The following is a 13,794-nucleotide window of genomic DNA, read 5'->3' on the forward strand; positions in this document are numbered from 1 at the left end:
GGCGGGGACACCGACGCGCCCCGCCCCCTGCCGTCTACCGGTTCGCCTCGCGCCACCGCGTGGCCTCGGCGAGCGCGAACCCGTGGACATCCGCCAACTCACCCAACCGCTCCACGCTGTCGCCGTCGAGGGTGGTGCCGATGCTGCGCAGTCCGAACTCACCCGACAACGCGATCAGCATCGTCTCGGCCATGCAGGCATACGTCAGCCCAGGAGCCAACCCGTACGTCAACCCGAAATCCGAACCCGACGGCACCCGCACGATGCCGCCGTCGAACACCGTCACGTCGGGCCGCTCACTGCGCACGTCCCGGCCGATGTTCGGCGGCTGCGCCACATCGCAGACGATGGCACCCTCCATCAGATCCGTCGGATCGATCAGCGCATGCGGCGCCGACGTCGCAGCGATGACGATCAACGAATCCTCCACCGCAGCAACAGGATCGGTGAAGAACTCGACGTGCCGCGACCTGATCAGATCGTCCAGATCACCGTCGACCGCGTGCGCGGCAGCGGCCAGATCTCCCGAACCCGCACCGGCCCGAGCGCTCGCCACCATCTCCTGCGCGGCCGACCACAGCTTGGGCGCGATGACCGAACTCTCCCCCCGCCTACCGACCAGCACGATGCTGCCGACCTCGCCGGCCAACTGCATGCCGATGGTTCGCCCGATCGCCCCGGCGGCACCGAGAATCGTCACCCGAGCCCGCGCGACATCGATACCGCGTTCACGGCACACGCGTCGAACAGCCCGCAGACTCGCCGCAGCGGTGAACGTGTTGCCGGTGGTGATCGGTCGCGTCGTCGCGCCGAGTCCCAACCCGTTCCCGGTGATCACCGACGAATAGCCGCCCAATCCCACGACCGTCGCACCGCGGGAGATCGCCAGTTCGACGGCCCCGCCCACGACTGCCAGCGCACGCTCGGTCGGCAGGCGCAGCAACTGCTCGGAGGTGTACGGCAGCCCGATCAAATCACCGTGCGCCGTCGCCTCCCCACCCCCGACGACCCGGCCACTGCCGATGACGAACGACGCGGGTTCGAGCTCGGATGTCGACGCCGCGAACCGCTCGAGCAGATCCTGCCGCTCGCCGTGGTCGAACACCTCCAGCGCCGGATCGAACGCCGCGAAGAAGCCGAGATCGAGAGGATGCGCGATGAACGCGAAGCGTCGATCCGTCGGCCGTACCGCGATATCGGGCGTCCGCCCGGGGCGCAACGCCTCGAGTGCGGGCGGAGTGGCGACGGTCGGGCGACCCAGCAGATGCCCGAACAATCCGTCCATGTCCCCCACCGCCGCATAACCCAATGCCCGATCCAATGCTGCGACCAGACGCGAGCACTGCACCGCCGAGACCGTCAGCGGTGGTTCGATCCGAATCACCCTGTTGCCGAACAGAGTCGGAGCCACTCGTATCCCCTCCACATCGAGCAGGTACGAGCAGATCACCACGGCCAGATTGTGTTGATCGGCGATCGATCCCAGCAGCGACTGCCGCCCGACGAAATTCACGTCCGCGGTCAGTTCCAAGCCGAGCAGCAGTCCCTTACCGCGCACCTCGGTCACGACCGACGGATACTTCTCGGCCAGCCTGCTCAGATCGTTCTTCAGCTGACGCCCGAGCACAGCCACTCCGGTGACCAGTGCGCAGTCGTCTCGGGTCAACTCGTCGAGAACCGCGATACCCACCCGCGCAGCCAACGCGTTTCCCGCGAAGGTCGACGTGTGGCGCAGCGCGAAACTCTCGTTCACCAACTCCGGACGGCACAGCACCGCGCCTACCGGCACGATCCCACCACCGAGAGCCTTGGCGACGGTCAGAATGTCCGGCACCACCCCCTCGTGCTCGGCGGCGAACATCCTGCCGGTCCGGCCCAGCCCTGTCTGCACCTCGTCGAGAGCCATCAGCACCCCGTGCCGATCGCAGATCTCCCGCACGCGGCGCAGGTACCCATCGGGCGGACACACCACTCCGCCCTCACCCTGAATCGGCTCCACCAGAAACACCGCATAATGCCCGGGCGCCGCCGCCAGAGCCGCGTCGAGCGCGTCCGAATCACCGAACTCGATATGGTCGAATCCCTCGACCGGTGCGCCGAAACCGCTCTGGTACTTGATATTTCCCGTCGCAGACAACGCTCCGAGAGTCTTGCCGTGAAAACTGTTCCCGGTGGTCAGCACACCCAGCCGACCGGTGTGCGCTCGCGCGATCTTGAGCGCCACCTCGGTCGCCTCGGTACCACTGTTGACGAACGTCGTTCGCGTCAATCCGTCGGGTGCGATGCGCCCCAACCGATCTGCCAGTTCCCCGGCCGCGCTCAGTACCGAGGGCTGCACGAAAATCGCTTCCCCGCTGCAGCGAACGTCGTTGACCGCCTGCCAGATCGGAGTGGGACCGTGCCCGAACGGAAGGGCACCGTACGCCCCGGCGAAGTCCAGATAGCGACGGCCCGACGCGTCGAACAGGACAGTCCCGTCGCCCCGCACGTACTCGCGATCCAGGTTCAGCGCAGACAACAGCCGATACAGTTCGGGATTGACGTGTTCGGCAAAGCCCGATCGACCGGACCTGGATTCCAGCACGGAATAATCGATAGTTGTGTCGGTCATGACAGCATGCTCCGTTTTCATCGGATCCACCCCTGGCTGTCGAGCTGTGAATGGTTGTCCCGAACAACCAGGGCTCGTCCCAAGCCAGGACGCAAACGCGATGGTAACTCTGCGGCAAGCCGGTGACAGTTGGCCGAAAGCCACACGAAAAAGCCCCGTCCGAGCAGGCTTCTGCGTCGAACGGGGCTGGATCGAGTGCCGGCTGGGCTACTACTGATCGTCGATGGCCGACAACTTCCAGGTGCCGTCGACCTTCTCCATGTTCACTGTCAACGGGCCCTCGGCACTGCCCGACGCGACACCGTTCTGCGTGGCACTGATGTTCACGTTGGCGATCAGTTCCGCCCTGCCATCCTCTAGCCGCGAGACTCCGATATCGGTGACCATGGCCTCGGTTCCCGTATCCGTCTGCACCACAGCCGATTTGGTGGTGTCGGCGGTGGAGTTGAACTCGTCGAGCATCGACTGATTGAGCACTGCACGGGCGGCATCGAAATCGGCATCGATGGTGGCGGCCTTGTACGTGTACAAGGTCTGCAGCGCATCGGTCGCGGCCGAGGTGACCTCCTGAGTCGCCGCGGAATCCACCCAGGCCGCATTGTCGATCGTGGCGAACGGCTTGAACGCGGCCACGGCAGCGAACGCGCCGAGCACAACGGCAATGACCGCAACGACGATCACGTGCTTGTAGCCGATCCCCGACGCCGACGCGACGGACGCGTCGGTCGACTCGGAATCGGCAGCAGGCTTGTCGGCTGCGGGAGTCTCGGCAGCGGGCTTGTCGGCAGTGCGCTTGTCGAGGACAGGCGTCTCGGCAGAAGGCGTCGCTGCTGCGGGCTTGTCTGCTGCGGGCTTGTCGAGGGCAGGCTTGTCCGACACAGGCTCGGTGGGCGGCGTCGTGGTGATCGCCGCCGTCTCGGTCGCAGCCGATCCCTCGGCACCGGTCGAGTCCGTGTCGGTGTTGGCAGCACTCGGCTTCCCGGTGCCTGCCACCTTGCGGCGAACTTTGCTGGTGGTGGTGGGTGGAACGATCTTGCGACGCTGGGGAGGCACTACAGAACTCCTTCGAAACTCACTTCGGTACAGACGGAAAACACCACTGCCGGGTATCTCAGTTGCCGCCGGTGTCCGGCTGGGGAGCCGGCGTGGCGTCCGTACCGGGGTCGGCCGCATTCGGATCGGCCGCGTTCGGGTCGGCGGGGCCACCCGGTTCGGTCGGGACGACGGGGTTGGTGTTCGGGTTGTCGAGCGAGATCCGTGAACCGATGGGATCGACCTTGTTGGTCTTCCACACCCCGTCTACCTCTTCCATGGCCAGACGCATCGTCAGCTTGCTTCGCTCGACGCGATCGGGCCAGGTGGTGGTTGTCGCGATGACCACCAGAGCGGTGGCAGTGTTCTCGTCCGTGCTCAGTTCCGTCAGCGTGCCGTGCAACACCTCGGCCTCGCTCTTGGCGCCGGACTGACGAACCTGATCGGTGATGCCCGAGCGCGTCTGCTCGAGGTCGTTGAGCATCAGATCGCCGGTGATCGACGACTTCATGTTGTCGAACGACTGATCGATAGCCGATGCGTCGACCGTGTTCAGGTTGACGGCAGCCTGCTGAGCTCCGGTGAGCGCCGCGTCCCTGGTGTCCGCAGTGGGCTTCTGGCTCAGCAGTGCGCTGCCCCAGCCGTACCCGAAGAACACTGCCGCTGCGAGAGCGGCCACGGCGATCACCGAGACGACGGCAAGCAGAATTTTCGCGGTCTTGTTACGCCCTGGAGTCGCTGGGGACTCCAGGGCTTCGGTGCTCGAGTTCACACTTTCACCCTACTACTCGGTAATATCGGGCCGAACCACTCTCGGCCCGACAGTAGTGCTGAGCAGCAGTTCCACCGATTCCGCTACTTCGGCGTGACGCCGATCAGCGGTGCCAACTGGGTGGCGATGGGGTTGAGGTTGAGCTTTTCCGGATCGACCTTGGGCTTGAGGTCCCACGGCTGCGGCACGTCCGGATCGGCGAACACGATGCGGTTCGCGCTACGCACACCCGTCACGCTGCCCTGCGGTGTAGCGCAGTTCGCGTCGAGGTTCAGGGGGTAGTTCTCCCGAGTCGGATCGAAGTTCGGGTTCTTCCGCTTCTCCTCGTCGAGGATCGCCTGCGAACCCTCGTAGCCCACCGTGCAGGGCGGCGGGTTGTTGACCTCGAGCAGCAGACCCTGATGGATCGTGCCGTCGTCCGGAACGATCGTGGAGATGCCGGCACCGAGTGCAGGCAGGAACGTCAGGAACGGACGAAGCGCGACGTACCGCGGTTGGGCCTGAGCGGCAACCAGCGCAAGGTTGTTGATATCGGTGGTCAGCGCCGGACCGGCGTCGGTGATGAGCCCACCGAGCTGGTCGCCCGCTGCGGTACCGGTATCGATCAGGCGGCGGATGTCGGGATCGCTGGACTTCAACTGAGCCGTCACCTCGTCCAGGCTGGTGCTGAACTCACGAATCAGATCCGACTGCTCGGACTGCGTGTTCAGCACCGGCACGGCGTCACGTACCAGCGCGAGCGTCTGCGGCAGCGCCTCGTTGCCTGCCTCGGAGATGTTCCCGAGCGAATCGACGAGAGACGCAAGATCTGTGCCCTTACCGTCGAATGCTACGCCGAGCTCGTTGACGACCCTCGTCAGCGCGTCCAGCGGTACCGACCGGACCAGCGTGTTCGTGTTGGCGAGGACGTCCTCCACCGGCACGGGCGTGGTGGTGTCGGCTTGCGCGATCTGCGAACCGTCGGCCAGGAACGGGCCCTGATCGGTCTCGGGCTGCAGGTCGACGTACTGCTCACCGATCGCAGACCGGTTGGCCACGACGGCCTTCGTGTCGGCCGGGATGTCGGGCCCACCGTTGTCGAGCATGAGCGCGACTCGGACGCCGTCCTGCGTCAGTTCCAGATCTCCGACGGTTCCCACCGGAACACCTCGGTACGTGACCTCGGCGTTCGAGAAGATGCCACCGGAATCGGCGAGGTTCAGATCGACCTGGTACTGCCCGAAGCCGAGCATGTTGTCCAGACGCACGTACTTGCCGCCGACATAGATCAACCCCAGGAGGGCGACCACGACGAACGCGACCAACTGAAAGCGAACCAGTTTCGATCTCACTGTCCAACTCCGAATCGCTCGAGCAGATCGTTCAACGGTGCCAACGGATCCGCCGGTGCGGGCGCGGCGGCTGCGGCTGCCTGCTCGTTCGCAGGAGCACCCGGGCCCGGAACCGGTGACGGGATGATCGGCGGCAACGGCAGCAGCGAGATCGTCGGCCAACCCGGGCGCGGTCCGTTTCCGTTGTAGTACGGATTGGACGGATCGACGACGGGCAACGTGTTGCCGTACTTGGGCTGGACGTAGACCGGGTCGCCTTCACCGACGCCGAAGTTGCGCAGCGCGGTTCCGATGGACAGATCGAGTGAGAGGAACAGGTTGGCGGAGTTGCCCTCGATGATCTTCTCGGTGCCGTCCGCGAACGGCAGCGTCGGGATGACCGAGAGCGAACTCACCACGTCGTCCGCCGAATCGGCCAGGGCCTGGAGCGTCGGGCGCAGGGCCCGCAGGTCTGCGATCAGATCGTCCTTGGAACGGTCGATCACGTCGGTGCCGACGGCTCCGAGACGATCGAGCGCTCCGAGCATCTCGGTCAGCTGCGGACGCTGCTGCTCGAGGACCTCGGTGGCGATCGGCAGGTCCTTCAGCACGGCGTCGATCTTGTCCGTCTGGGTGTTGACCCGGCCGCTGAGAGTGTCGAGACCGTCGATGGCGCGGGTGATGTCGTCACGCTGCTGGTTGAGGCCGTCGATCAACGTGTTGGCCTGCTGCAGAAGCTCTTTCGTCTTGCCTTCGCGACCGTCGAATGCCGTGCTCAGTTCCTTGATGATCGGCGAGAGCTGCCCGACGCCACCACCGTTGAGCAACAGCGAGAGCGCACCGAGGACCTGCTCGATGTCGGTCGCGTGACGGGTTCGATCGAGCGGGATGGTGTCGCCGTCCTGAAGCCGCGCTGCTGCCTCGTCACCGGGAGGTGCCGAGAGCTGCACGAACTTCTCACCGAGCAGGTTGGTCTGCTGCACCGAAGCGATCGCATTGGCAGGCAGATCCACGTCGGAGTTGAGGATGACGTCGACATCGGCCGTCCACCCGTCGTTCGGGACGGAGATGGAGGCGACTCGGCCGACGGCCACACCGTCGACCTTGACGGTCGACTGCGGGACCAGGTCCAGCACGTCGTCGAACTGCACCGTCAGGTTGAACGGGTTGTCACCGACATCGGCACCACCGGGAAGCGGTACGGCGTAGATGCCGGCCGACGAGCACGCTCCGGCCGACAGCGCGACCACGCACACGCCCGCTCCGACGACCAACGAACGCTTCACACGAGCTCGATTCCGTTTCACAGAGGTTCTCACTGTCCCCCACCTCCGATGTACGACTGCTCGAGTCCGGGCATCGTGCTGTTTCCGAGCCGTGGCGAGACGACGCCCGGCACGGTGCCCGGCACGGATACGTTCTGCTCGATGTCGTTGGTGAGAACACCGAACGGCAGCACGATCCGATTCTGGTCGGTGATCGGTGCCTGGATCATCGTGGTGATGTTGGCGCACTGATCGATGATCGGCTGAATCTGCGCACCGAGTGCCTCGAAGCGCGGATCGCCGGGAACGAGCGCGCCGAGGTCGAGGAGCTTGCACACGGTGCCGAGCGGATCCTGGGTCTCGTTCTGGAGATTGGCGCGCGAGGCGAGCGTGCCGGACTCGGCGTCGTAGGCGTTCACCAGGTTGCTGATGGCCAGCGGCAGCAACGTGAGTGTTTGCACCAGCTGCTCGCGGTTGTCGGCGAGCGTCTGAGTCGGCACCACGAGACCGTTTGCGGCATCGGTCAGTTCGGTCCGGTTGTCCGCGACGAACGTAGCCACGTCGCCGAGCGAGACCGACAGCTGCTGAAGCGCCGCTCCCAGATCCTCCCGCTGGCCGGACAGGAATCCGGTCAGGTCGGCCAACTGAGTATTGAAGTTGCGGACCTGCTGATCGTTGACGGCCAGGGCACTGACGAAGGTCTGCAGGTTCTTGATCGTGTCGAAGACGTCGGTGCGCGAGTCGCTCAACGTGCGGCCGGCGGCCGAAAGCTGAGTGATGCTGTCGCCCAACGCTTCACCGTTACCGTCGAGGTTTGCCGCACCGGTGTTGACGAGGTCGGTGAGAGCGCCGTCCTTGTTGGCACCGTCAGGACCGAGGGCGGTCGACAGGTCGTTGATGGACTTGTACAGCTCGTCGACCTCGACGGGGGTGGCGGTGCGATCGCGAGCGATCGTGGTGCCGTCGGCCATGGTGTCGCCGCCGGTGTAGACGGGCGAGAGCTGGACGTAGCGATCGGCGACGAGCGACGGACTGACCTGGACGGCCTTGGCGTCGGCCGGGATGTCGATCCCGCGGTCGACTCGAAGGACGACCTCGACGTCGTCACCGAGTGGCGTGACGGACTCGACGGTGCCGACCTTGACGCCCAGCACCCGAACCTCGGAGCCGGAGTAGATGCCGACCGACTTGTCGAAGTACGCGGTGATCTTGGTCGTGCCTGCCCTGGTGAACAACCACCAGCCGGCGACGGCCAGGACCAACGCCACGATCACGACGACGGCGATCAGCGCGAGCTTGTTCTTGTTTCTCGGTGCTGCCTGCGTGTCTGTCATCATTCCCCCGGCAACTTGTCGACCGACGGTTGGCGGTAGCCAGGTATCAACGGAACTCCGGGAGGTGTGAGGTTGGCCAGCGTGATATCGAGCCATCGACCGTTACCGGTCACGTTCGTGTACAGACGAATGAACGGTTCGTACAGCTTCAGCGCACGGTCGAGGTTGTCGTTGTTGCGCTGCAGGATGTCGATGACGCCGTTGAGCTGCTGCAACATCGGGTTGATGGTTGCCTCGTTGTCGCGAACGAGACCGGTCAGCTCCTGCGATACACGCTGAGTGCCGGTGAGCAGCTGCGAAATGGCCTGCTGTCGATTGTTGAGCTCTTCGAGAAGCGGGCCCGCGTCGGTGATCAGCTTGTTGAACTGCTCGTTGCGGTCGGCCAACACCTTCGACGTCTCACCGGTGGCCTCGAACAGCTTCTTGAGCTCCTCGTCGCGGCTGGCCACGGTCTGCGACAACCGGGTGACGCCGTCGAGCGAGGCACGGATGTTCGCGGGCGTCTCGGAGAACGCCTCGGACAGGGTCCGCATACTCGTTGCGAGCTGATCGGTGTCGATGTCGTTGATGGTCGACGCCGCGTCGGAGAACGCGTCGATGACGTCGTACGGGGACGTGGTGCGGTCGAGCGGAATGGGGTCCTTGGGGCTCAGTGTCTCCGGTCCGCTCGGGTCGAGCGCCAGATACTTCTGCCCCAGCAGGGTCTTGATGGCGATGGCGGCCCGTGACTCGTTTCCGACCCACGCGTCCTTCACCGTGAAGTCCACGAGCACTCGGTCGCCTTCGAGACGAACGTCGGTCACCTTGCCGACCTTGACGCCCGCAATGCGAACCTCGTTGGAGGGCTTGAGTCCTGCGGCCTCGCTGAACTCGGCGGTGTACACCGAACCGGCACCGATGATCGGGAGCCGGTCGAGAAAGAAGACCGACATCGTGGCCAGCAGGATGATCGCGATGCCCAGTGCACCGATGGTGGCCGGACTACGACGAGATTTCATTGTTTGATCCCCCCAGCTTTGCAACGCTCTGCCGAGTTCGTGTACAGCGGCTGGTTGACGGTCGGAAGCCCGGTCGGCAGATTCAGGTTCGGCGAGCTACCCGGTCCGGCGACGATGTCGATACCGCACAGGTAGAACGTGAACCAAGACCCTTGCTGGGCCGTGCGAATGAGCTTGTCGAGCTTGACGGGCAGAATTCCGAGGACCTTGTCCACGTCGTCGCTTCGGCGGTTGATGGTCTCGGACAGCGTGTTCAACGCAGTCACCGATCCCTGGATCGACGGCCGAGTCGGCTCGAGCAGGTCTGCGGTGGCGTTGGTCAGACCGGCCAGCGAGGTGACGGCGGAGCCGACCACGCCACGGTCGGCCGACAGGCCCGAGACGAGCTGCTGCGTGTTGACGATCAAGCTGTCGAGCTGACCGTCGTTCTGGTTGACCGTCGCCAGCACGTTGTTGAGATTGGTGATGACCTGGCCGATGACCTGATCCTTGTCGGCGACCGTGTTCGTCAGAGTCGCCGTGTTGGTGACCAGTTCGTTGATGGTGCCCGACTCCCCCTGGAACACCTGGATGATCTGGTACGACAGCTTGTTGACGTCATCGGAGCTGAGCGTGGTGAACAGCGGCCGGAAGCCGTCGAACAGCGTGGTCAGGTTCACCGCAGGCTTGGTCCGCTCCAACGGAATGGTGGCACCTTCGGTGATCTTCCGGCCCTGGTCCCCCGAGCCCTGCTCGATGGCGATGTAGCGCTGACCCACCAGGTTCCTGAACCGGATGGTTGCGGTCGAGCTGGCCGGGAGCCAATCGCGACTGCTCAGTGTGAAGTCCACTTTCGCTTCGCGCTCGTTGGCGATCTCGATCTTGTCCACCTGGCCGACGCGAACGCCCGCGATACGAATCTCGTCGCCCTCGTTGAGGGAGGTGACGTCGGTGAACATCGCCGAGAACTTGGTGCCGCCGCCGCCGCTGGAATTGGCGATGGTGAAGGCGAGGGTGGCCGTAGCGATGATCGTGATCACGGCGAACACGACCAACTTGATGATCGGCGCGAGAAGGCCTCTCATGGCACGGTCACCTCCACTCCTCTCAGTGCCGGTGCGCCGATAGCGGCCGCCCACGACGGAATACTTTCTGGTGCAACACCACTCGCCTGTCCGTAGATCACGGCGAGAGTGTCACGCTCGAAGTCCGAGCCCTCGTAGCTCGCCGGCTGCGCGGATGCGGAGACGGCGGGAACGATGGAGCTCTGAGCCGACTTCGGTGGTCCCTGTCCTTCGATCACCTGCGGGCCCGGGTTGCGGGTCGGCACCTGGTAGGAACCGTCGTTGATCGAACCTCCCGGATACTGCGGGAAGAACTCACCCGGTGCTGCAGGCTCGAAGCAGGTGGCTCCGCGATCGTCGAACAAGCGCGGCTCGTCCTGGTTCGGCAAGTAACGGCCCTTCGGGTTGACGAACGATGCGGACACGTTGATGCCGGGGTACTCGTCGCCCTCGCCGAGAACGACCGCTCCGCGCCTGGCACCTTCGGCGAACTGGGTGAACGTGCAGCCGAACGTCGGAGAGAACTCGGCCAGCAGCTCGAGCGCTTCACGAGAGTTCGCGGCCAATCCGATCAGGTTCTCGGAGTTGGTCTGCAGGAAGTCCGCGGTTGTGTAGGACGCCGAGGTCAGCGAGCCGTACAGCGTTTCGAGGCTGGACTGCCGCTCGACCACGGTGTTGCCCGTCGTCCTCAGGTTGTCCAGCGCCGAGATCAGTTCGGGTGCAGCGTCTGCGTAGGTCTGCGAGAAGTCGGCGAGACCGACCAGCGTCTGCTGGATGTTCGGCAACTCCGTGTTCAGACCCGACACGATGTTGGTCAGATTGTCGATCGTCTGACCGAGCTGCTCGCCGCGCCCGCTGAGGCCCTGCGCCAACGACCCGAGGGTGTTCGCCAGATCCTGCGGCGGAATCGCCTGCAGCAGTGGAAGCAAGCCGTCGAGCAGCTGCCCGACCTCGATTGCGTTTCCACTGGTGTCCTGCCGGAGGACGGTGCCCTCGGTGATCGGCGACGCCGAGTCGTTCTCGGGCACGATCAGCGAGACGTAGCGCTCACCGAACAGCGTCTTGGGAAGCAACCGCGCCGTCGCGTTGGACGGAATCAGTGGAGCCTTGTCCGGGTCGATGGCGAGCCGAGAGGTGACGACACCGTCGACGGTGGATGCCGAGCGCACCTCGCCGACGATCATTCCGCGCACCTTCACATCCGCGTTCATCGGCAGAGCGTTGCCCACCGAGTCGGTTTCGAGGCTGACGTTCACCACCGACTTGAACGTCTTGTTGTAGGACGTGATGCTCCATCCCAAGAACAGGATGAGCACCAGGAAGAACGCCAAACCGAGCAGTACTCGCTTCAGTCGCGACGGCGAGTCGATCATCCCGCAACCCTCACTGTGGTGGTCGTGCCCCAGATGGCGAGGCTCAAGAAGAAGTCCAGCACCGCGATCGTGACGATCGCGGTACGAACGGCACGGCCCACTGCGACGCCGACACCGGCAGGTCCGCCGGAGGCGTGGTAGCCGTAATAGCAGTGGATCATGATCAGGACGAAGGCGAAGATCAACACCTTCAGGAACGAATACAACACGTCTTCCGGAGGTAGGAAGAGGTTGAAGTAGTGGTCGTAGGACCCCGTGGACTGCCCGTTGAAGATGGTGCTGATCCCTCGGGAGGCGACGTACGACGCCAGCAGTCCGACGATGTAGAGCGGGATGACGGCCACGAAGCCGGCGATCATGCGGGTGGTCACCAGGAACGGCACGCTGGGTACCGCCATCACCTCGAGGGCGTCGATCTCCTCCGAGATCCGCATGGCACCGAGCTGGGCTGTGAAGCCACAGCCGACGGTGGCCGACAGTGCCAGTCCCGCAACGATCGGCGCGATCTCACGGGTGTTGACGTACGCGGACAGGAATCCGGTCAGCACGGAGCTACCGAGCTGCTCGAGTGCGGCGTAGCCCTGCAGGCCGACGACGATTCCGGTGAAGCCGGACATCATCACGATCACGCCGATGGTTCCGCCGATGACGGCGAGTGCACCGCTGCCGAAGGTGACCTCCGCCAGCAGGCGGAGCACCTCCTTCTTGTAATGCACCGCGGTCTTGGGAATCCACCCGATGGCCCGCAGGTAGAACGACATCTGCTCGCCTGCGCGGTCGAGCACGTTGAGCGGGGCATTGCCGACGCGCTTGACGCGCATCAGCGTGCGGTCACCGCGACCTCTTGCGATCGTCATCGCGGTTACGCTCCCTTCGCTGGGACGACCTGGAGGTACACCAGGGTCAGGATGAGGTTGGCGAAGAAGAGCAGCAGGAACGTGATGACAACCGTCTGGTTCACTGCCTCGCCGACGCCCTTGGGTCCGGGGTTGGGATTGAGCCCCTTGTAGGAGGCGATGATGCCCGCGATGAGTCCGAAGATCGCCGCTTTGGCTTCTGCGACATACAGATCCGGAAGCTGCGCCAGCGCACCGAAGGACGCCAGATACGCACCGGGGGTACCGCCCTGGAGGATCACGTTGAAGAAGTAACCACCGGCGATGCCGACGACCGAGACCAGACCGTTGAGCAACAGGGCGACGAGAATCATCGCGAGGACGCGCGGAACGACGAGACGATGCACCGGGTCGATACCCAGCACCCGCATGGCGTCGATCTCTTCACGAATGGTGCGCGAGCCGAGGTCGGCCGTGACAGCAGAACCGGCGGCACCGGCCACCAGCAGTGCGGTCACGATCGGACTGCCCTGCTGAATGACCGCGAGCACGCTGGCCGCGCCGGTGAACGACTCGGCACCGAGCTGCTTGATGAGCGATCCGGTCTGCAGAGACACGACCGCGCCGAACGGAATGGCGACCAGCGCCGTCGGCAGAATCGTGACGCTGGCGATGAACCAGGCCTGCTCGATGAATTCACGGAACTGGAACGGCCTACGGAAGGTGTTGCGAACCACCTCGACGAACAGTTCTACGATGTTGCCGGCTTGAGTCAGAGCGGCGTTCGCCGGAGCGAACGCGGACTTCTTCGATCCCCCCATGTCTGCTATTGACCCCGACCCTGTGTCGGAGCTTGGTAGCCCGGCTGGTCATGAACTTGCCCGCTGTAGCCCTGCTGGTCGTAACCCTGCTGGTCGTAACCCTGCTGGTCGTAACCCTGCTGGTCGTAACCCTGCTGGTCGTAGCCCTGCTGCTGATCCGCGTATGCGGGGTACCGCTGACCGGGGTCGGTGGTGTCGAGGCTTTCCTGGATGGCGATCTGCGCACTGTGCGGCAGCGTGTGCATGATCTGGCGGACGCGTTCCTGCCTGCGTCCGACGGCCTGGCGCACAGGGGTACCGGGGGTGGCCTTCATCTGCGGGACGATGCCTTCGACGTCGTCGACGCCACCGGCGTGGTGCCCGGCGTCGACCATGGCCTGCTCCTGCGCCATCTGCGCC

At 64.6% G+C, this 13,794-nt stretch carries 11 protein-coding genes and 1 pseudogene; all 12 read right to left on the reverse strand.

Translation table 11 applies throughout. From position 1 onward, the window contains the following. Window positions 1–34: 34 nt before the first annotated feature. Window positions 35–2,611 carry an aminotransferase class III-fold pyridoxal phosphate-dependent enzyme gene (locus tag CH302_RS19595; protein ID WP_037191602.1) on the reverse strand — a complete coding sequence of 859 codons (2,577 nt, stop codon included), beginning with the start codon at window positions 2,609–2,611 and terminating at the stop codon, window positions 35–37. Window positions 2,612–2,821: 210 nt separating this feature from the next. Next, on the reverse strand, window positions 2,822–3,664 hold the full coding sequence (locus CH302_RS29660; RefSeq protein ID WP_037191272.1) for a hypothetical protein: 843 nt from the start codon (window positions 3,662–3,664) through the stop codon (window positions 2,822–2,824). A 58-nt stretch (window positions 3,665–3,722) separates the two neighbouring features. Then, window positions 3,723–4,415: a hypothetical protein gene (locus CH302_RS19610; protein WP_037191270.1), complete on the reverse strand. Its 693-nt coding sequence runs from the start codon at window positions 4,413–4,415 to the stop codon at window positions 3,723–3,725. Between the two features lie 83 nt (window positions 4,416–4,498). Next, entirely contained in the window at window positions 4,499–5,746 is a 1,248-nt protein-coding gene (locus CH302_RS19615) for an MCE family protein (RefSeq protein WP_037191269.1), read from the reverse strand. Continuing rightward, window positions 5,743–7,011, reverse strand: a complete 1,269-nt coding sequence (locus CH302_RS19620) for an MCE family protein (RefSeq protein ID WP_037191267.1) — start codon at window positions 7,009–7,011, stop codon at window positions 5,743–5,745. The genes CH302_RS19615 and CH302_RS19620 overlap by 4 nt, the downstream gene beginning before the upstream one ends. 29 nt (window positions 7,012–7,040) lie before the next feature. Next, window positions 7,041–8,324 (reverse strand): MCE family protein, encoded by a 1,284-nt coding sequence (locus CH302_RS19625; protein WP_037191264.1) that lies wholly within the window; start codon window positions 8,322–8,324, stop codon window positions 7,041–7,043. After that, entirely contained in the window at window positions 8,324–9,322 is a 999-nt protein-coding gene (locus CH302_RS19630) for an MCE family protein (RefSeq protein WP_037191261.1), read from the reverse strand. The genes CH302_RS19625 and CH302_RS19630 overlap by 1 nt, the downstream gene beginning before the upstream one ends. Then, window positions 9,319–10,386 (reverse strand): MCE family protein, encoded by a 1,068-nt coding sequence (locus CH302_RS19635; protein WP_037191258.1) that lies wholly within the window; start codon window positions 10,384–10,386, stop codon window positions 9,319–9,321. The genes CH302_RS19630 and CH302_RS19635 overlap by 4 nt, the downstream gene beginning before the upstream one ends. Next, window positions 10,383–11,738, reverse strand: a complete 1,356-nt coding sequence (locus tag CH302_RS19640; RefSeq protein ID WP_037191255.1) for an MCE family protein — start codon at window positions 11,736–11,738, stop codon at window positions 10,383–10,385. Before CH302_RS19640 ends, CH302_RS19635 begins: the two co-directional genes overlap by 4 nt. After that, window positions 11,735–12,595, reverse strand: a complete 861-nt coding sequence (locus CH302_RS19645; protein ID WP_027498223.1) for an MlaE family ABC transporter permease — start codon at window positions 12,593–12,595, stop codon at window positions 11,735–11,737. The genes CH302_RS19640 and CH302_RS19645 overlap by 4 nt, the downstream gene beginning before the upstream one ends. A gap of 5 nt (window positions 12,596–12,600) precedes the next feature. After that, window positions 12,601–13,395: an MlaE family ABC transporter permease gene (locus CH302_RS19650; protein ID WP_037191254.1), complete on the reverse strand. Its 795-nt coding sequence runs from the start codon at window positions 13,393–13,395 to the stop codon at window positions 12,601–12,603. Window positions 13,396–13,400: 5 nt separating this feature from the next. Continuing rightward, window positions 13,401–13,794: pseudogene (locus CH302_RS19655) on the reverse strand (ABC transporter ATP-binding protein); the annotation flags it as partial.

The sequence above is a fragment of the Rhodococcus sp. 15-2388-1-1a genome, assembly GCF_002259145.1.
GTDB lineage: Bacteria > Actinomycetota > Actinomycetes > Mycobacteriales > Mycobacteriaceae > Rhodococcoides.